19 protein-coding genes and 1 rRNA gene are annotated in these 19,144 nt (G+C 35.2%); 18 read left to right on the top strand and 2 right to left on the bottom strand.

Annotation, left to right across the window (positions count from 1 at the left end):
- Positions 1-86 precede the first annotated feature (86 nt).
- Positions 87-260, top strand: coding sequence for a dihydrodipicolinate synthase family protein (locus J2Z38_RS10755; protein ID WP_209773162.1), 174 nt, complete (start codon positions 87-89; stop codon positions 258-260).
- Positions 257-562 (top strand): dihydrodipicolinate synthase family protein, encoded by a 306-nt coding sequence (locus tag J2Z38_RS04395; protein ID WP_209772884.1) that lies wholly within the window; start codon positions 257-259, stop codon positions 560-562. Before J2Z38_RS10755 ends, J2Z38_RS04395 begins: the two co-directional genes overlap by 4 nt.
- Here the strand turns inward: J2Z38_RS04395 and J2Z38_RS04390 are convergent.
- Positions 555-1,238: a hypothetical protein gene (locus tag J2Z38_RS04390; protein WP_225304616.1), complete on the bottom strand. Its 684-nt coding sequence runs from the start codon at positions 1,236-1,238 to the stop codon at positions 555-557. The genes J2Z38_RS04395 and J2Z38_RS04390 overlap by 8 nt on opposite strands.
- Entirely contained in the window at positions 1,235-1,714 is a 480-nt protein-coding gene (locus tag J2Z38_RS04385; protein ID WP_209772882.1) for an aminoacyl-tRNA deacylase, read from the bottom strand. The genes J2Z38_RS04390 and J2Z38_RS04385 overlap by 4 nt, the downstream gene beginning before the upstream one ends.
- 74 nt (positions 1,715-1,788) lie before the next feature.
- Between J2Z38_RS04385 and J2Z38_RS04380 the strand changes: the two genes are divergently transcribed.
- The 16 genes from J2Z38_RS04380 to J2Z38_RS04305 all read left to right on the top strand — a co-directional run.
- Positions 1,789-2,535, top strand: coding sequence for a hypothetical protein (locus J2Z38_RS04380; RefSeq protein ID WP_209772880.1), 747 nt, complete (start codon positions 1,789-1,791; stop codon positions 2,533-2,535).
- A gap of 41 nt (positions 2,536-2,576) precedes the next feature.
- The gene (locus J2Z38_RS04375) at positions 2,577-3,089 is read left to right on the top strand and encodes a DUF1836 domain-containing protein (RefSeq protein ID WP_209772878.1); all 513 of its coding nucleotides are present in this window, start codon (positions 2,577-2,579) and stop codon (positions 3,087-3,089) included.
- On the top strand, positions 3,089-3,943 hold the full coding sequence (locus tag J2Z38_RS04370) for a DegV family protein (protein WP_209772876.1): 855 nt from the start codon (positions 3,089-3,091) through the stop codon (positions 3,941-3,943). Before J2Z38_RS04375 ends, J2Z38_RS04370 begins: the two co-directional genes overlap by 1 nt.
- Positions 3,944-4,117: 174 nt before the next feature.
- Positions 4,118-4,675, top strand: coding sequence for a translation initiation factor IF-3 (gene infC, locus J2Z38_RS04365; protein WP_209772873.1), 558 nt, complete (start codon positions 4,118-4,120; stop codon positions 4,673-4,675).
- Between the two features lies 1 nt (position 4,676).
- The gene (gene rpmI, locus J2Z38_RS04360; protein WP_037328888.1) at positions 4,677-4,877 is read left to right on the top strand and encodes a 50S ribosomal protein L35; all 201 of its coding nucleotides are present in this window, start codon (positions 4,677-4,679) and stop codon (positions 4,875-4,877) included.
- A gap of 10 nt (positions 4,878-4,887) precedes the next feature.
- A complete protein-coding gene (gene rplT / locus J2Z38_RS04355) occupies positions 4,888-5,241 on the top strand; it encodes a 50S ribosomal protein L20 (RefSeq protein WP_209772871.1) in 354 nt (117 codons plus the stop codon).
- A 53-nt stretch (positions 5,242-5,294) separates the two neighbouring features.
- Complete coding sequence (locus J2Z38_RS04350) at positions 5,295-5,960, top strand: TrmH family RNA methyltransferase (protein ID WP_225304615.1); 666 nt, start codon at positions 5,295-5,297, stop codon at positions 5,958-5,960.
- Positions 5,961-6,188: 228 nt separating this feature from the next.
- Positions 6,189-7,211, top strand: coding sequence for a phenylalanine--tRNA ligase subunit alpha (gene pheS, locus J2Z38_RS04345; RefSeq protein WP_209772864.1), 1,023 nt, complete (start codon positions 6,189-6,191; stop codon positions 7,209-7,211).
- An 8-nt stretch (positions 7,212-7,219) separates the two neighbouring features.
- Positions 7,220-9,607, top strand: coding sequence for a phenylalanine--tRNA ligase subunit beta (pheT, locus tag J2Z38_RS04340; RefSeq protein ID WP_209772862.1), 2,388 nt, complete (start codon positions 7,220-7,222; stop codon positions 9,605-9,607).
- A 9-nt stretch (positions 9,608-9,616) separates the two neighbouring features.
- On the top strand, positions 9,617-10,114 hold the full coding sequence (locus J2Z38_RS04335) for a cell division protein ZapA (RefSeq protein WP_209772861.1): 498 nt from the start codon (positions 9,617-9,619) through the stop codon (positions 10,112-10,114).
- Positions 10,107-12,317 (top strand): peptidase U32 family protein, encoded by a 2,211-nt coding sequence (locus J2Z38_RS04330; RefSeq protein ID WP_209772859.1) that lies wholly within the window; start codon positions 10,107-10,109, stop codon positions 12,315-12,317. The genes J2Z38_RS04335 and J2Z38_RS04330 overlap by 8 nt, the downstream gene beginning before the upstream one ends.
- The gene (locus tag J2Z38_RS04325; protein ID WP_209772858.1) at positions 12,317-14,662 is read left to right on the top strand and encodes an endonuclease MutS2; all 2,346 of its coding nucleotides are present in this window, start codon (positions 12,317-12,319) and stop codon (positions 14,660-14,662) included. Before J2Z38_RS04330 ends, J2Z38_RS04325 begins: the two co-directional genes overlap by 1 nt.
- Positions 14,663-14,671: 9 nt before the next feature.
- Positions 14,672-16,369, top strand: coding sequence for an arginine--tRNA ligase (gene argS, locus J2Z38_RS04320; protein WP_209772857.1), 1,698 nt, complete (start codon positions 14,672-14,674; stop codon positions 16,367-16,369).
- Positions 16,370-17,071, top strand: a complete 702-nt coding sequence (locus tag J2Z38_RS04315) for a hypothetical protein (RefSeq protein ID WP_209772856.1) — start codon at positions 16,370-16,372, stop codon at positions 17,069-17,071. It begins immediately after the preceding gene.
- Positions 17,071-18,171, top strand: coding sequence for a tetratricopeptide repeat protein (locus J2Z38_RS04310; protein ID WP_209772854.1), 1,101 nt, complete (start codon positions 17,071-17,073; stop codon positions 18,169-18,171). The genes J2Z38_RS04315 and J2Z38_RS04310 overlap by 1 nt, the downstream gene beginning before the upstream one ends.
- Before the next feature lie 423 nt (positions 18,172-18,594).
- Positions 18,595-19,144 (top strand): 16S ribosomal RNA (locus tag J2Z38_RS04305); the annotation flags it as partial.

Raw genomic sequence — 19,144 nt, 5'->3', positions numbered from 1 at the left:
AATGGTAAATGTAGCGGTAGTTGGTGCAAGTGGATTAGTTGGAAGTAAGATTAGGGAAATCTTAGAGGAAAGAAGTATACGATCTAATAAAATACACAGTAGAGAAAATTGATGGAAGAATCCCTGTAATAGCAGGTACTGGTTCAAATAATACAAGGACACCGGCTGATTTTTCTAAAAAAGTTAGTGAAATAAAGGGCTTAGATGGCCCTCTTGTGGTGACTCCTTATTACAATAAGGCGACACTAAGGAAGGTTTGAATCTGCACTTTAAAACCATAGCAGAAAGTACGGACCTACCAATAATTTTATATACAGTTCCATCAAGGACCAATGTGTCTATTGACATTGAAACTGTAGAAAAATTATCTCTAATAAAAAATATAGTAGGAATCAAGGATGCGAGTGGTGAGCTTGACTATAAAGCGGCAGTAGATATTGCCTATTCTAGGGCTCTTTATAGATTAAGCCAAGAAGGCAAAAAAGGAGCCATCACCGTTTTAGATGTGGCCCCAAAATATTTATCAGAAGAATCTTACGATTCACTTCTAAATTTTATTTAATATTGGCTGGCGTTTTTAGGTCATTTACCAGGTCCATGATTGGATTAAGGTAGGGCAAAACGTCAGCTTTATTTTCTTTTATAAAGGCAAAAAGGTCAAGCATCCACACAACTACATATTTATTTAGATAAAAAGCCTGGATGCCATTAGCTAAAATTGACCTTCTACCATTTATGACAATATCATCTCTCATTTGGTCAAAATATTGCAAAAGGATTTTCCTATTTTCATCATTTTCTATAAGGCCATCAAACATGGCAAGAAGAGATTTCAGATAGGTGTCTTTTAGCAAATTGAAATAAAATTCTATGGTCTTATCTTCCCTTAAAATTATATCTTCTGTAATTTTTCCTTCGTCTTTAGTCTCATAAGCCTTGAAATATTGGTCCTTGTCAAAATCCCCAAAAAAATTTGGATATAGGGCAAAAGGATAGGAAGAATTTTCTATGGTTTTTTTAAGAAATTCGAGTTCTACACTTCCGTTATCAAAGGCTGCAATAAAAATTGGGGAGAGGATAACAAGGAGTCTTAATTTTTCATTTTCAGGGTCATTTTCAATTTCTAGGCAAAAACAATCCTCAAATTGACTTTGATTTTGGGAAATTTCTTCAAAACCATAACCATCTGTGACCAGGTAGGTTATTTTTTTGCCATTTTCAAATCTTGTTAAAATCATTTTATCAAATCGGCAAAGCTAGCCTTAGTAGCTTTTTGCAAATCATCTGGCCTTATTTTTAGGGAATGGCCCACCTTACCTGCAGAAACCTTGATAAAATCCATATCTTTTGCCTTTTGGTCAATAAAAACTGGGTAATCTTTTTTAAGAGCGAGTGGAGTTGTAGCTCCTCTTTCATAACCAACAGTTTTCTTAAGGTCCTTTAGGGCAAGCATGGAAAGACTCTTCACACCAATGGCCTTGGCGGCTTTTTTGAAATCTATCTCATCTGCTCCGTTTATGACAAGTATATAAACATCGCCCTCCTTGCTTTCTGTAGCAAGGGTTTTAAAGATTGTGTGAATGTCTGTATGGCCCTCTTCTGCCAAATCTACAGAAGAAACAAATTCGTGGTCAAGACCGTAATCTATGTGTTCATATTCTATATTTAAATTATCGAGAAATCTCATTGCATTAGTTTTAATTTCTTTTTTCATAAAATCACCTCAAAAAGATTATACGGCAATAATAAAAAATGTAATATTGGGTATAAAAAATCTAAGGAGATACGATGAGTGAAAAAGTACTTGTGAATTATATTTATGATTCCTGCTATAGCCTAGCTTACGGGGATTATTTTTTAGTTTTTGACTATGCTGAGGGTTTGCTTGATATACCCGAGTCAAGAAATATTATATTTTTTGCTACAGATAAGGGAAAAGATGCCTACACAGAAGATATTTTCAACCTTGGTAAGCTAAGGTCTTTAACTTATGTCCTAAATAAGAATATTAGAGATTTGAAATACCAGGATAATATTATCTACTTAAACAAAGATGAACTCGGGATGAAAGACCTTAAAAAACTCTATAAAAAGGATAATGTCTATCTTTTGGGAGAAGATGACAAATTAAGTCTACATTTTAATGGAGATGAAATATTTGTTAGGGCATTTTCCCTAGATGGGATAAAACTTTGCTTTTTAATAGAATTAGATGATTTGATAATTTTTTACGGAGGGTCGATGGAGCTTGAAAATGTTGATAATGATAGGTACTTAGACCTCTTGGATGAACTTAGATTTGAAAATCCAGATATAATATTTTTGCCAATTACAAATCTAAATAAAAAATCCCTTGCCTACTTGGATAAGATGATAGATGACGCTGACAGTCAAATCCTATTTCCAACAAAAATAGGTGATAGGGAAGAAGTAAGCCTTGAATTTAAGGAGTTTTATAAATCTAATTTTACAGATATAAGGGCGATTACAAAGGCCAATGAGAGGGTAGAAATAGATATAGATTGTGACCTGTAATCTAGTAATATGAACTAGATGGGGTATAATGTGGAGAGAATATGATTGAAAAAATTAATGAATTAGAAAATATTAACCTGCCAAGTTGGGATAGTCTACCTAATGATGGTATTTATAAGGAAGGACTTTTGAGGTACTTAAATGAAATTTTAAGTCCTCTCCATGTAGTTGAAAAAAATTTGATCAGTTCTTCTATGGTAAATAATTATGTCAAATTAGGATATATTGACAAACCAGTAAAGAAAAAGTATTACAGGTCTTCCATAGCCCAATTGGTTGTTATATCAATATTTAAACAGGTGATTTCAATAGAAGACTTGGCCAAGGGCATAGATATAGAAATGTCAACTTTTGGTCTACAAGACGTTTACGAAAATTTTGAAAATATATTTAACCAAGCAAGAAAAGGCATACTTACAAGTGAAAAGGTCAAAGCGGTAAATATTTCTTTTGACTACACTGACCACCACGATAAGGTTCTTTCCTACTTGGCTATTTCCCTTTTTACAAAATTATACACCCAATTAGTAATAGATAACCGCAAGGAGATATAATGGAAAAGATAGCTATATTAGTAGATTCAGGAAGTGATTTAAGTCTTGATTACATAAGGGAAGAAGGGTTCTATTACTTACCATTATATGTAAATTTAGATGGTAAGTTCCTAAAAGATAGGCTAGAAATCAGCCCTGAAGATTTTTATTCTTGGATAAAAACCAATAATAAATTGCCAAAGACATCCATGCCTTCACCAGGAGATATAAATGAGCTTTTGGAAAAAATAAAAGAAGATGGATTTGAAAAGGTAATTTGTATTAATATAGGAAATAAGTTTTCAGGAACTTATAATGCCTGCAAGTTAGCGGAAGTTCCTGGCCTTGAGATTTACGCATTTAATACCGGTAACCTAACACTTGCCCAGGGCTACTATGCAACTTATGCAAAAAAACTAATTGACGAAGGCAGAAGTTTTGCAGAAATAACAAAAAAATTAGAAGAAAAGATTTATGATTCCAAGGTCTTTTTTACTATAGATACTTTTAAATATATAGTAGAAGGCGGAAGGGTGCCAAAAACTTTTGGTAAAATTGGTGATGCCCTTTCAGTAAAACCTATTATTAAGACAGATCCACCAGAAGGCGGCTTTGCTATAGAAAAAATTGTTAGGGGCGAAAAGAAAACCCTTAGCCAATTAGAAAAGATAATTAGAAAAAATCTTGAAGGTGTAAAAGATTATTACTTCTTTATATCTGAAGGCGATTATCCAGATGGCCACCAAAAGATGAAAGAAAGACTTAAAGATATTATAGAAAATGCTAAGGTCTATAAGGAAGAACAGATTTCCCCAACCTTGGGTGCAAATACTGGCCCAGGTCTAATTGGTATAGGATTTTTTATCCTAGACTAAAAACCAGTTTGAAAATTCAAAAAAATATCAAAAAAATCCCTATTTATTTGACAATTACTATTTTAGCTAGTATTATGATACATGTAAACAACAAAGAAGTACCCAAACTCACCTAACGGCATAGGCTTTTAGGTTAATAAGATTTATTTTTGATAGATTATTTGCGGGTACTTTGTGCCCGCTTTTTTTATACAATACATTGGAGGTATAACTATAAAAGATTTAAGAATCAATGATGAAATTAGAGCTAGTCAAGTAAGACTAATCGATGATCAAGGTAACCAAGTTGGTATCACTTCCCTAAGAGAAGCCCAAGATATGGCTGACGAAAAGGGTCTTGACCTTGTACTTATGAGTCCACAGGCAAAGCCACCTGTAACAAGGATTATGGACTATGGCAAGTTTAAATATGATCAAGAGAAAAAAGAAAAAGAGAATAAGAAAAAACAAAAGAATGCTCAACTTAAAGAGACAAGATTTTCTTTAAATATCGAAGACAATGACTTGCAAACTAAGGCAAATCAAACTAAAAAATTCTTAAACAACGGGGATAAAGTCAAAGTATCTATAAGATTCCGTGGTAGGGAACTTGGTAGAAAAGAACCTGGCTATGAATTAATGGATAAGTTCAACGGTATGCTAGATAACTGTGGCAAGATTGACAAAAAGCCTAAGATGGAAGGCAGATCTCTTGTTATGTTTCTAGAACCAAATGATGAAAAAGGAGAATAAGATGGCAAAAAATAAGATTAAAACTAAAAGAGCAGCTGCTAAGAGATTTAAAGTAACAGGCTCTGGCAAAATCATGAGAAGAAAAGCTTATAAGGGACACTTAACAGCTAAGAAATCACCAAACAGAAAAAGAAGACTAAGAAAACCTGCAGAAGTTTCACAAACTGTATACAAAAACGTTAAAAAGTTAATTGGTGCATAGGAGGATATAGATGGCAAGAATTAAAAGAGCAGTAAATGCAAAGAAAAGACATAAAAAAGTATTAAAACAAGCAAAGGGTTATTACGGTTCCAAAAGCCTTCTATTCAGAACAGCTAACCAAGCTGTAATGAAATCTCTATCATATGCTTACATTGGTAGAAAACACAGAAAAAGAGACTTCAGAAAACTTTGGATTGCAAGAATCAATGCTGCAGCAAGAATCAATGGCACAAGCTACTCAAAACTTATGGGCGGCCTAAAGAAAGCAAACATCGACATAAATAGAAAGATGTTAGCTGAACTTGCAATAAACAACCCAGAAGAATTTGCTAAATTAGTAGAAGCAGCTAAGAAAAACGCTTAATGCTAATAGAATCGGTATCAAATCAAAATTTTAAGTTTATAAATAAGCTTAAAATGAAAAAGTATCGAGATAAAGAAAATTCATTTATTATAGAATCTAGGAAATTAGTAGATGAGGCCATAGCTTCATCTGCTAAGGTAGATTTTATTTTTTTACAAGAAGGCCTTTCTTATAAGACTGAGTATAAAACTTTAGTCTTTAGCGAAACCCTTTTTAATAAATTATCATCAATGGCAAACCCTGATGGAATAGGCGCTGTCATAAAAAAGAAAGAACCTAGGGAAATTTCTTCATCTAAGATTTTGCTCTTAGATGGAATAAATGATCCAGGTAATCTTGGCACAATGATCCGCTCGGCCGAAGCTTTTGGTTTTAGAGACGTGATTTTAATGCCGGGAACAGTTGATATCTACAATGAAAAAACACTCAGGGCATCAATGGGATCCGTCTTTAGGCTAAATATCCTAGATATGACTCATGATGATATAAACAAACTAAAACCTAGCTATAGGGTCCTATCAGCAGATATGGATGGGCTAGATATAAGAGATTTTAAGAAAGATTCTAAAATCATCCTTGCCATAGGAAATGAGGCCAATGGCCTAAGTCAAAAATTAAGAGAAATAACTGATGACTTTATCAAAATCCCTATGGAAGGAGAAATCGAATCTCTAAATGCAGCCATAGCTGCAAGCATAATTATGAATAGACTTATGTGATGATTCGGAAAGACTTTAATTATTCTTATACAGCAAGAAAGGGATGTTGAGAGCCTTTTAAGTCACGATTAGGGTTATTCACCGATGAACTTTGAGATGAATTGAGTAGTCGATACGTAAACTTTTCGTTAAAGTAATGAGCGGATTTATTTATAAATCAATTAAGGTGGTACCGCAGAGCTATATCTGTCCTTTGTAGAGGACGGATTTTTTTTATTTGGAGGAAAAATGGAAGAGAATTTAAAGCAAGTTTTAGAAACAGCCAAGACAGAAATTGAAAAAGCAGAGAGTCTTGAAGCCCTAGAAAAACTTAGGATAAAATTTTTAGGTAAAAAGGGAACTATTACTGACCTTAAAAAGTCAATAGCAAAATTACCTAATGAGGAAAAACCAAGTGCAGGTAAGCTAATAAACCAAACTAGCAAGGAAATTGAATCTTTACTTGGAGAAAAAAATGAAAAAATTAAAAAAGAACTTCTAAAAGAAAAGATAAAAGAAGAAAAAATAGATGTAACAGCTCATTTTGACAAGTATGAATCAGGTCATCTGTCAGTTATAAACCAAACTATGGAAGAACTTGAAACAATTTTCCAAAATATGGGTTTTGATGTTGTTGGTGGCCCTGAGGTTGACACAGTCAAATATGTTTTTGACGACCTAAACAGTCCCAAAAACCACCCAGCTAGGTCTACATCAGATACTTTCTATATCAATGAGGAAGTCCTATTAAGACCTCACACCTCTTCTATGCAAATTAGGGTAATGAATGAGGGCAAACTTCCAATTAAGATGGTTTCTGCCGGAAGGGTTTTTAGAAATGACGAAGTTGACGCAACCCACTCACCAATGTTCCACCAGCTAGAATGTCTTGTAGTTGATGAAAACGTCTCAATGGCAAATCTTAAAGCAACTTTAGAGACCTTCATCAAGGAAATGTTTGGAGATAAGATGAGTCTTAGATATAGGCCTCACCACTTCCCATTCACTGAGCCATCTCTAGAAGTAGATGTGACCTGTCCTATTTGTATGGGTGAGGGTTGTCCAGCTTGTGGAAATACCGGTTGGTCTATGGAACTTTTAGGCGGCGGTATGGTTCATCCAAATGTCCTTGAAGCTTGCGGAATTGATAGCGAAAAATACACTGGCTTCGCCTTCGGTCTTGGAGTTGACAGGATTGCTATGGTAAAATACGGCCTTGATGATATCAGACTATTATATGATAACGACAAGAGATTTATAGAACAGTTTTAGGAGGAAAAATGTTAGTACCTTTAATATGGCAAAAAGATTATATAAAAATAGATAAAGATTTAAAGAGGGTAACAGACAGACTTTCTGAAACTGGATCTCACGTAGAAGAAGTTACCATCCACACATCTGACCTTGAAGGCATTGTGGTAGGCCATGTCTTAGAACAAAAAGACCACCCAGATGCAGATAGGCTACGAGTTTTAACCATAGATATTGGAAGAGATGAACCAATAACTATTATAACCAATGCAAAAAATACAAAAAAGGGAGATTTTCTACCAGTAATCACATCTGGCACAAAGATGGATAATGGAATCCTTATCGAAGACCATGACTTTTTTGGAATTGTAAGCCAAGGTATGCTTACAGCCTATAGCGAGCTTGGCTATGATGATTCTGTAATTCCAAAAGAATTAAGAGAAGGAGTAATTGTCCTAGCTGGAGAATTTAAACCAGGCACACCTGCTTGCGAAGCACTTTTCTCAAATACTCCAGTTATAGAATATGAAATTACCCCAAACAGGTCTGATTGCTTATCTATAATAGGTATGGCAAGAGAAACTGCAGCAAGTTTTGGAGAAAAAATCGCTTATCCTTCATTAGAATATTCAACAAATGGTGAAGATATAAAAGACTATGCAAATGGAGTAGAAGTCAAAAGTGATTCTTGCTTGAGATTTACCGCAAGAGTTGTAAAAGATGTCAAGATTGAAAAGTCTCCTCAGTGGCTACAAAATTACTTGATGCTTGCAGGTGTGAGACCAATTAATAATATCGTTGATATTACAAACTTTGTTATGCTTGAAACTGGTCAACCTCTCCATGCTTATGACCTTGATAGACTAGCTGGCAAAAAAATTATAGTAAGGGATGCCAAAGAGGGTGAAGTTATTAAAACCCTTGACGGCGAAGAAAGAAAACTTGATCCATCTATGCTTGTTATTGCTGATGATAAGGAAGCCATTGGCCTTGCAGGAGTAATGGGTGGTTTTGATTCTGAAATTACAAATGATACTAAAAATATCCTCCTAGAGGCGGCAAGTTTTGACGCTGATAATATCAGGGATACATCTAAGAAACTAAATCTTAGAAGTGAGGCAAGTTCTCGCTTTGAAAAGGGAGTTGCAGTTGAAACTCCAGAGATAGCTTCAAAAAGAGTTATGAAATTAATTGAAGAACTCGGCATAGGTACAATTATCGGCGGGTCTTTTGATGAAGGCAAAAAAGAAAATGACGATAAGGAAGTTAAGCTAAGAATAACCAGGCTAAATTCCCTAACTGGTGTTGACTTTACCAAAGAAGAGGCAATTAAAAACTTAGAATTATTGGAATTTGAAGTTAAAGATATTGATGAAGACACAATAACAGCAAAAGCTCCTTATTTTAGAAACGACATTTCTATCGAAGCTGACCTTATAGAAGAAGTTGTAAGACTTTACGGCATGGGAAAAATTGAATCCAAGCCATTAGTATCTTCACTTAAAAAAGGTGAGAGATCTCCACTTAGACTTTTAAGGGATGATTTAAAATACAAACTCGTGGGACAAAAGTTCTCAGAGCTTGCGACCTACTCTTTTATTTCACCAAGAGAATATGACAGACTAGGTATTGCAAAGGATTCAAAACTTAGGGACTATATCAGCCTAATAAATCCGCTCGGCGAAGATTTCTCTGTTATGAGGACAACTCAAATAGCCAACATGCTTGATGTTATTGCAAAAAATATCAAGTACGGCCAAAAAGACATGAGATTTTTCGAACTTGATAGGACTTTTGAAAAGACAAATGATCAGCTTCCAAAGGAAAATCTCACCCTAACCATGGGTCTTTATGGAGATTATTCTTTCTATGATATGAAAGATTTCTTTACAGAAGCTATGAGAAATATAGGTTTTACTGGGTTTTCATACAAGACAAATGAAAATCTTTATGCCTTCCATGCTGGTAGGTGCGCTGATATTTATTTTGCTGGCCAAAAAATCGGTGTGATTGGCGAGATTTCCTATGAAGTGCGTGAAGAGTATAATATAAACAAGGGTGCAATCATCTTAGAAATCAACCTAAGCCAGATTGCCCAATCTAGAATTACTGATAAAAAATATAAGCAAATTCCAAAATTCCCAGCCATAGAACGTGACTATTCCTTTGTTGCTGACAGGGATGTGGAATCAGAATTGATTGAAAATATCATGAAAGAAAAAGCCGGTGATCTTCTTTACAAGATAGAATTATTTGATATTTACACAGGCAAGGGCATTGCCGATAATCAAAAATCAATTTCTTATAGGGTTTGGTACAGAAAAGCCGACAGAACCCTAAAGGAAGAAGATATCAAGGGCGTGGAAGAAAGTATCCTTGAAGAATTGAAGGCGAAAAACATAGTATTACGTGGATAGGAGAAAAAAGTGAGCGAACTTAGACTTGAAGTTAAAATTGACGGTGTAAAATATCCTCTTGTAACCAAAGAATCAAAAGAGAGTATAGAAAAAATAGCAGCTTATGTTGACGGCAAGATTAAAGATGTAAAATCTGATAAGCTCACTTTTGATAGGCAGCTTATTTTGGCTAGTCTTAATATAGCTGATGAATATTTTAAGGATAAGGAATCCTTTAGGCAATATTACGAGGAAAATAAAGAGGCTATAGAAAATTTCCCAGCCTTAAAAGATGAGCTAGAAACCTTTAAAAACGAATACGGAACCTACAAGACAGACCTTGAAGAGAAAAAAGAAGAACTAAAAGATTTAAAAATCCTCCTCCAAGAAAAGGACGCAGAGATTTTAAACTTAACAAAAGCAGAAAATGATGCTGACAAATTAAGGGAGAAAATAAAGGCCCTCCAAAAACAAGCCATGGACCTTACCAAGGAAAATGAAATTTTGAAGGGAAAAATTGATGATTAATACTGAAATCCTTGCACCTGTTGGCAATATGGATATGCTTTATGCAGGAATCGCAGCAGGGGCAGATGCTTTCTATCTGGCCCTTGACGATTTCGGCGCTAGAGCCTATGCGGAAAATTTCACCATAGATAATATTGAAGAAGTCATAGACTATATCCATTATTTCGATAGGAAAGTTTTCATAACCATGAATACCCTTATCAAAGATTCTGAAATGGATAAGGCTATTTCCTATATAGAAAAACTCTATCAATACGGAGTTGATGGGATTTTAATCCAGGATATTGGTTTTTATTCAATCATAAGAGATCAGATGCCAGGTCTTGATTTTCACGCTTCAACTCAAATGGCAGTCAGAGACTATCACGGAGCCAGGGCCCTAATGGATTTGGGTTTTAAAAGAATTGTAATTGCCCGTGAGACACCAATAGAAGAAATCAGAAAAATAGCCAAACTTCCTTGTGAAAAGGAAGTTTTTGTCCATGGGTCACTTTGCGTTTCCTATTCGGGCGAATGCCTTATGAGTTCCTACTTTGGACAGAGGTCTGCCAACAGGGGCAGGTGCGCTGGACCTTGCAGGCAAAAATATAAACTTATAAATAATGGAAAAGTTTACGGCGATGATTATTACTTAAATATGAAAGACCTAAATGTCATTGACAATCTCGACTCCTTGTTGGAGCTCGGTATTGATTGCCTTAAAATCGAAGGCAGGATGAAGAGCCCTGAATATGTCTATAACTCAGTTGTAGCCTATAAGAAAAAGGTAAATGGCAAGTATTATGATAGCGAAAAACTAAGAGATATTTCAAACAGAGGTTATACAAAAGGTTTCATTTTCGACCAAAGACGTGACTATATCCTTAAAGAAGGAGATATTAAGCATAGGTCTGTAGGAATTGTTGACATAATAAAAAACAAAAAAGCTTTTACTGCTAATTCAGACCTTCACAAGGGAGATAATCTCCAAGTTACAACAGATAGGGAAAAGAAATTACCTCTGACTTTGACAGAAGATTACAAGAAAGGTCAGGTAATTTTCCTTGATAAGTATAGTGATGCCAAGGTAAATTCTGATATTTTAATGCTAAATTCAGAAAATATCAAAGATGACTTGGAAGAGGGACTTAATTCGTATCAAAATTTGCCGGTTAGCCTTTATTTTGAAGGAAGGCTTGTCGAAAAACCTCGACTTAAAATATCTTATAAAGATATGGAAGTTGTTGCCTTCGGCGAAAATCAAATTGAGTCTGCTCAAAATATTTCTCTGGATGAAGCAAGCATCAGAGATAATCTTGACAGGTTCAAGGATGAAATATTTAAGCCCCTTGATATTGAAATCAAAATAGATCAAGGAATTTTCCTAAGAAAAAAAGACATAAATCAATTAAGGCGAGATGCGATTGAACTTTTAAAGGGAAAAATTGCAGGAAAATACAAAAGGCAAGCGATAAAAATAGTAAAACCAAAACTTGAAGACCCAAGTACGAAAAATCCTGAAAAAAATATTGAACTTATGACAAATGATATAAATCCAAGTCTTCTTAAAGAATTTGATAAGGTCTACATAAAATCATACGACCCAAAATATAAGGATTTTTCTTTGTATTTAAATCTTGACAGTCATATGGACTATGAAATTGATGACTTGATTTCACATATAAAGGCTAATTCCATCGAGGGTGTGATTTTTAATAATTACAGGGATTTGGATTTTATTGCGGATTTCAAAGAAGCGGGCATAAAAATAAGGATTGGCAGGTATTTAAACGTTATAAATTCCTATGCCTTTGATTTTTATTCGGATTTTGCAGAAAAAATCGAATCTTCAGTTGAAAATACACTTGCAAATATAAATAAAAATGCCCAAAGATACCAAGTGGAAGCCTTATCTTTTGGTAGAATTGAACTAATGAATATGGTCCATTGCCCATTTTCAACCATAAAAAAATGTGGTCTAAGGGGCTGTGAGACTTGCAAATTTAGGGATAGTGAGTTTTTATCTATAAATGGAGATAGGATGAAACTTGTAAGAAGGGATTCGCTCACAAAAATATATCCATTTAATCCAGCTGGATTTGATGAAAATTTATTTGATAATGGGGTTTCAATGCTTGTTTCAGTTTTCTCTGATGAGGACCTCATCGCTTATAAAAATAAATCTTATAAAGACAAGCTAAATTACGAAAGAGGAGTTATTTAATGCAGGCAAAAAGCCTAGAAGTTTTAGAATACGAAAAAATATTAGAAAAGCTTTCGGCTATGGCACGCTCAGGCCTGGTCAAAAAACAAATCTTAGACCTAAGACCATCCACAGATATGGAATATCTAGAAGATGAGCTTGAAAAAACTGGTGCTATGGCCAAGGTGATTGCTAGAAATGGCAATATTGACATCTTTGGTCTTTATGATTTTACAGAAATCGTTGGCTATATCAGGAGAAATGGGATTCTCGACCCAGTTGACCTTTTGAAAATTTTAAGTCTTTTGAGAGTTTCGGAATATTTGAAAGAATATAGCAGAAACATTGATGACCCATATATCTCTGACCTTTTTGATAGGGTTTCGACCAATGAATTTCTCAAAGATGAAATCGACAGGTCGATTCTAAATGAGGAAGAAATCGCAGATAATGCCTCAAGAGAGCTTTTGTCAATCAGAAGGAGCCTACGCCGCAAGGAAGAAGAAATTAAAAATAAACTTAATTCCTATGTAACTTCTTCAAAATACGAGGACGCCCTCCAAGACAAGGTGGTATCTGTAAGGGATGGTAGGTATGTCGTACCAATAAAAACCAACAAGCGTTCTGTAATTAACGGCATTGTCCACGACAAGTCAGCTTCAGGCAACACCTTATTTATAGAGCCATCGGCAATTGTTGAGCTAAATAACCAATATAAGGACCTTGAGCTTAAGGAAGAAGCGGAAATTAGAAGGATTTTAGATAGGCTTTCAAGGTTTGCTGAAAAATTCGATGTAGAAATTTTAGAAAATCAGAAAATCATAGCAAGGATAGATTTTCTCCAGGCCAAGGCGAAATATGGCCTTGAGAATGACTATTCTTTGCCAAAGCTCAATAATCAAAAAATTATAAATATTAAAGGGGCCATCCACCCACTCCTACCTGGCAAGGTTGTGCCGATAGATGTGGCAATTGGCGGAGACTATACCACCCTTATAATCACAGGACCAAACACAGGAGGCAAGACAGTTTCCCTAAAAACTGTTGGTTTGATTACTTTGATGGCCCAAACTGCCCTTTTTATACCGGCAGAAGAAGGGTCTACAGTAAATGTTTTTGATGATATATTTTTAGATATAGGAGATAAGCAGTCGATTGAAATGAGTCTTTCGACCTTTTCTGCATCTCTTACAAATATTGTGGATATCCTAGAAAATGTGACAGGAAATTCCTTGGTCTTACTTGATGAAATTGGTTCGGGAACTGATCCTATCGAGGGAGCGGCCCTAGCGATTTCAATTCTTTCCCACCTAACAGAAAAAGAAGTTATGACCTTTGCCACAACTCATTATAGCGAATTAAAATATTACGCCATGGAAAATGACAAGGTGATGAATGCTTCAGTTGAATTTAATGTCAATACCCTATCTCCAACCTATAAGCTAGAAATAGGCACACCTGGAAAGTCAAATGCTTTTGAAATTTCAAAAAGACTTGGACTTTCAGATGAGATATTAAACAAAGCGAAAAGTCTGATTGGCGAGGATACCAAAAATATCAACAAAATCTTAGACCAAATCGAAGACGACAAGACTGAGATGGAAGCGAAAAACAGGCAAATCGAGGCCTACAGACGAGAAATCCAGTCTATTAAAGATAAACTCAAAAACAAATCAAAAGAAATCGACGAAGCCAAGGCAGAAATTATAAGAGAGGCTGAAGAAAAGGCTAACCAAATCCTTGACAAGGCTAATAAGGAAAGCCAGGCCATGCTCAAAGAGGCCAAAAGATCCAAAAATGCTAATACAAGCGATATTGATAGGTCCCTAAACAAGATTAGAAATAAGTACAAGGATTCTTATATAGAAAGGCAAGAGGACAGATTTGGTCAAAAAAGATCGAAGGATGCTCCTGATGAGTTGAAAATCGGAGATATGGTTATTATAGCCGGTCTAAATGAAAAGGCAGAAGTCATTGAGCCACCAGATGCCAAGGGTAATATCAAAGTTCAGATGGGTATCCTTAAGATGGATTCAAATATTAAGAACGTCAAGAAGATTGAAGGTGAAAACCAAACTGAGAAAAACATCAATAAGGTGTATAGTGTAAAAAAGGCTATGAATATTTCTGTAAGCTTAGACTTAAGAGGGCAAAGATATGACGAAGCCATGAGAAACCTTGATAAATACCTTGATGATGCCATGTTAGCAGGGCTTGACCAGGCTAAAATAATCCACGGCAAGGGTACAGGAGCCCTAATCAAGGGTGTAAGTGAAAATTTGAAAACAGATAAGAGAATAAAATCTTATAGGTTTGGAGATGACGAAGAAGGCGGTTACGGCGTTACCATTGTAAAATTTGCCTAAGGAGGAAAAATGAAAGATTACAAAGAGATTATTGCTGAAAAATTAGAAGGCAAAGAATTAGGCCTATCTAAAGATGAGATTTACCAATTAATAGAAATTCCACCTCAAGAAAACATGGGAGATTATTCCTTCCCTTGTTTCCAACTTGCAAAAACTTTAAGGAAAAATCCAGCCCAAATAGCAACAGAACTTGTTGGTGCCTTAGATCTTGAAGATTTTGCTGAGGTTAAAAACGTTGGCCCTTATATAAACTTTTTCTTAGATAGGAAAAAATTCGAAAACCAAGTTATAAACACAATCATAGAGAAAAAAGAAAACTACGGAAAATCTGACATGGGTAAGGGAAAGACTGCAATTGTAGAATTTTCTTCAGTAAATATTGCAAAGCCATTCCACATTGGCCACATCAGGTCAACTGTAATCGGCGACGCTCTTAGAAATATCCACGAATTTTTGGGTTATAATACCATAGCAACCAACTATATAGGTGATTACGGCACCCAATTTGGAACCATGATTGCAGCCTATAAGCTTTGGGGAGATGACGATAAATTAAATGCCAACCCAATTCAAGAACTTTTAAACCTCTACGTTAGATATAACACAGAAGCAAGCGAAAATGAAGAAATGATGGATGCGGCACGTCAAGAATTTAAAAACCTCGAAGAAGGCGAAGAAGAAGCTACTAGACTTTGGTCTTGGTTTAAGGAAATTTCCTTCAATGAATTTGATAGGGTTTATAAACTCCTTGATATAGAATTTGATAACTACAAGGGCGAGGCTTGTTATTCAGAATATATGCCAGCGATTTTAGAAGAACTAAAGGAGAAAAACCTCCTTGTAGAATCTGATGGGGCGCAAATTATAGACCTTTCGGAGTTTGATCTTCCACCATCAATAATAATCAAGTCAAATGGCTCATCTGCTTATATAACAAGAGATATTGCAACAGCCATCAACAGAAAAAAAGAATACAACTTTGATGAAAACCTCTACGTTGTAGCCACTCAACAAAACTTACACTTCCAACAACTTTGGAGAATCCTTGAACTAATGGGCTATGACTTTTATAAGGGATGCAAACACATCTCCTTTGGTATGGTAAGTCTAAAAGACCAAACCCTATCAACAAGAAAGGGCCAAGTTGTATTCTTGGAGGATGTATTAAATAAAGCTATAGATAAGACACGTGAAATCATGGAAAATCGTGATGATGCGGTTGAAAATATCGATGAAGTTTCAAGAATAGTAGGTATTGGAGCTGTTAAATTCCAAGAATTATACAACAACAGGATTAAGGACTATGTTTTCGACTGGGATGAGGTATTAAACTTTGATGGTGAAACAGGACCTTACGTTCAATACACCTATGCAAGGGCAAAATCCGTCCTAAGGAAGGCTGGTATTGATGAAATCAAACCACTAGATATTGAAAAAATCACAAGCGATGAAGAGTTTACCTTAGTTAAAAAACTAGCTGGTTTTGAAGATGTGGTTGTAAAAGCGAAGGAAAAATACGAACCATCACTTATCACAAGACACTTAACAGACATAGCTAAGAGCTTTAATAAATTCTACAACTCATCAAAAATCATGGTAGAAGACGAAAAATTAAAGGAAGAAAGACTAGCCCTAGCCTATGTAACAGCAATAGTAATCAAAACAGCCCTAGGCCTACTTGGAATTAGAACTGTGGAGAAGATGTAAATGAATAAAATTAAAGACTTTTTAGTAGTATCTAAAATAGCTTTTAAGGAAACTATAAAAAAGATTAACAAGTCTTATATGGTCTTCATTTTTATCTTAATAAATACAATTTTTGAAAATAACCAATTTAATTTTGGTGTCGTAGGCGGGACTATAGGCGGAATTGTAAACTACTTCATAGGAGTAATCATATCCTGCTTTGTAGTCCAAAGCCTTGTATCAGTCGTAAAATTCGGAAATACTGGTAAGTCTTCTTTAGAAAATGCTGTGGGAAATTTCTTTGGCCCTATGATAGAAACAATGTTTTGGGTTTATCTCTTAGAAATGTTTGTAAACCTCCTTATGGTGAACTTCCCGGCAAGGGCGAGGATTGTGGTAACAATCATTATCCAAATCCTCTTATCATCAATATATGAGCAAATTTACCTAAATGGTAGAAGTGGGGTAAATGCAATAGTTGAATCAGTAAACTTTGTAAAAAACAACATTCTTCACTATGGCCTTTACAGCCTAATATTTATTGGCATTGAATTTTACCTAAGCATGAGATTTTCTATCGGCCAACCAATGGGGATAGACAAAATTATTGCCTGCCTCATAATTGGTGCAATCCACACAGGCTTCATGCTCTTTAGGGGAATCTTGTTCAAACACTTAAATGAACATTCCTACAGACAAAGAAAGTTCATGGGGTGGTGCTAATGGGTATTTTAGACGGATACTTTATAAAATATACAGACAGGCTTGCCTATATAGAATTAAAAGAAGAAAGTCCAAACGAGGACCTCAAAGGGATATCCCTTCCTATATATATGGAAGATATGAAAGACGGAATCCAGTCTGGAGATTTTGCAAGCGAGATAAATCTAGAAATAATTCTAGAAGCCATGCTATTAAATATAGCCATTGATCCTAGTTTTATATATAGGAAAGACTACGAAAAGATATTGAAAAAATATCTTAAAAATATTGGTGATTATACAGCCAATAAGTCAGTAAACTACGAAGAAACTGACAAAACCAAGGCACTTTTAATGGCAAGGGCAGGCTATGTTTTAGCGCCAGAAAATAAATACAATACCTATTTGTATGCCAGACTCCTATGGCCAATAGCCTATGAAGATGATGGAGAATATCAAAATTCCTTTGTAAAAGAAGCTTTACGAATTCTTCAGGAAATCCTAAAGCATGATGAAAAGTTCAAACTTTCTTATTATGAGCTAGGAAATATATATGCAAACCTTGGTGAATATATCAAGGCCAGGTCCTATTATAATAATGCATTGAGATTAACAGATGATGAAATAGCAAAAAATGACATCAGAAATAAGCTAATGACCATTGATGATAATGCAGAAATAGAACAAGCCCTCTATTATATAGGAAAAAGTAATAACGACCAAGCTGTAAGAACTCTAACAAAACTCCTATCAAAAACAAAAAGGGCAGATGCTTATTATTATTTGGGAGTTGCCTATCAAAATATTGGCCAATATGAAAATTCAATCATGGCATTTGAAAATTCCTTAGACTTAAATGCAGACTTTAGGGAACTCTACAACGACTATGCCATAAGCTTGTATTTAAATAAAAAAGAAATAGAAGCCTTAGGAATCATAGGACAAGGACTTAAAAAATATCCACAAGACCCAAGAATGACCTACAACAAGATACAAATAAATCTTGTTTTGGGAAATAAGGAAAAGGCCAAAGAAGATATAGAAGAACTCCTAACTTATGATGACCTAACAGAAGAGATAAAAGAAAACCTTCAAATCATAAAAACACACTATAAACTATAAAAAGCCCAGAAAATGGGCTTTTTTAATTTATAATGGAAAAATTTAAAAAAATATTTGACAAAGAACATTGAGGGTGTTATAGTATTAAATGTCGGCAAGAGAGAAACTTGTTCAAAGTCAAAAAAATCATAAAAAAATGATAAAAAAACTTGACAAGCAAAAAAACGTGTGGTACTATATAATAGTCAGCACACGAAAGGTGCCAGACACTGAACCAGAAATGCAAAAGCATTTTAAACAAATAAATATCAATGATTTTTGATGATCTTTAAAAGATCGAAAAAATCGTAAACGAAAACAACTATTAACCTAGTTAATTTCTTTACAAAAATGATTCTTGAAAAAGAATTTTAAATCACGCATTTGATATATAAGTCAGATGTAAATGAAAGAGTCAGAATAAAATGACACTCATTACAAATTTTTAATGAGAGTTTGATCCTGGCTCAGGATTAACGCTGGCGGCGTGCATAACACATGCAAGTCGAACGATGAAACTTAAATGATCTCTTCGGAGTGAACTTAAGTGGATTAGTGGCGGACGGGTGAGTAACGCGTGAGTAACCTGCCTTAGAGAAGGGGATAGCCTTTGGAAACGAAGAATAATACCCTATGACATGATAGCCTCGCATGAGATTATCATCAAAGATTTATCGCTCTAAGATGGACTTGCGTCTGATTAGTTAGTTGGTGGGGTAACGGCCCACCAAGACAGCGATCAGTAGCCGGCTTGAGAGAGTGTACGGCCACATTGGGACTGAGACACGGCCCAGACTCCTACGGGAGGCAGCAGTGGGGAATTTTGCACAATGGGGGAAACCCTGATGCAGCGACGCCGCGTGATTTAGAAGGCCTTCGGGTTGTAAAAATCTTTTCTATGGGAAGAACATGACAGTACCATAGGAATAAGGACCGGCTAATTACGTGCCAGCAGCCGCGGTAATACGTAAGGTCCGAGCGTTGTCCGGAATCA

Source organism: Anaerococcus degeneri (assembly GCF_017874475.1).
GTDB lineage: Bacteria > Bacillota > Clostridia > Tissierellales > Peptoniphilaceae > Anaerococcus > Anaerococcus degeneri.
This window is presented reverse-complemented; position numbering and strand designations above follow the sequence as displayed.

Excerpts from the sequence above, each read along its gene's own strand:
- J2Z38_RS04390 (WP_225304616.1), bottom strand. The coding sequence starts at position 1,238 with ATGATTTTAACAAGATTTGAAAATGGCAAAAAAATAACCTACCTGGTC.
- J2Z38_RS04385 (WP_209772882.1), bottom strand. The coding sequence starts at position 1,714 with ATGAAAAAAGAAATTAAAACTAATGCAATGAGATTTCTCGATAATTTA.
- J2Z38_RS04380 (WP_209772880.1), top strand. The coding sequence starts at position 1,789 with ATGAGTGAAAAAGTACTTGTGAATTATATTTATGATTCCTGCTATAGC.
- J2Z38_RS04375 (WP_209772878.1), top strand. The coding sequence starts at position 2,577 with ATGATTGAAAAAATTAATGAATTAGAAAATATTAACCTGCCAAGTTGG.
- J2Z38_RS04370 (WP_209772876.1), top strand. The coding sequence starts at position 3,089 with ATGGAAAAGATAGCTATATTAGTAGATTCAGGAAGTGATTTAAGTCTT.
- rpmI (WP_037328888.1), top strand. The coding sequence starts at position 4,677 with ATGGCAAAAAATAAGATTAAAACTAAAAGAGCAGCTGCTAAGAGATTT.
- rplT (WP_209772871.1), top strand. The coding sequence starts at position 4,888 with ATGGCAAGAATTAAAAGAGCAGTAAATGCAAAGAAAAGACATAAAAAA.
- J2Z38_RS04350 (WP_225304615.1), top strand. The coding sequence starts at position 5,295 with ATGAAAAAGTATCGAGATAAAGAAAATTCATTTATTATAGAATCTAGG.
- pheS (WP_209772864.1), top strand. The coding sequence starts at position 6,189 with ATGGAAGAGAATTTAAAGCAAGTTTTAGAAACAGCCAAGACAGAAATT.
- pheT (WP_209772862.1), top strand. The coding sequence starts at position 7,220 with ATGTTAGTACCTTTAATATGGCAAAAAGATTATATAAAAATAGATAAA.
- J2Z38_RS04330 (WP_209772859.1), top strand. The coding sequence starts at position 10,107 with ATGATTAATACTGAAATCCTTGCACCTGTTGGCAATATGGATATGCTT.
- J2Z38_RS04325 (WP_209772858.1), top strand. The coding sequence starts at position 12,317 with ATGCAGGCAAAAAGCCTAGAAGTTTTAGAATACGAAAAAATATTAGAA.
- argS (WP_209772857.1), top strand. The coding sequence starts at position 14,672 with ATGAAAGATTACAAAGAGATTATTGCTGAAAAATTAGAAGGCAAAGAA.
- J2Z38_RS04315 (WP_209772856.1), top strand. The coding sequence starts at position 16,370 with ATGAATAAAATTAAAGACTTTTTAGTAGTATCTAAAATAGCTTTTAAG.
- J2Z38_RS04310 (WP_209772854.1), top strand. The coding sequence starts at position 17,071 with ATGGGTATTTTAGACGGATACTTTATAAAATATACAGACAGGCTTGCC.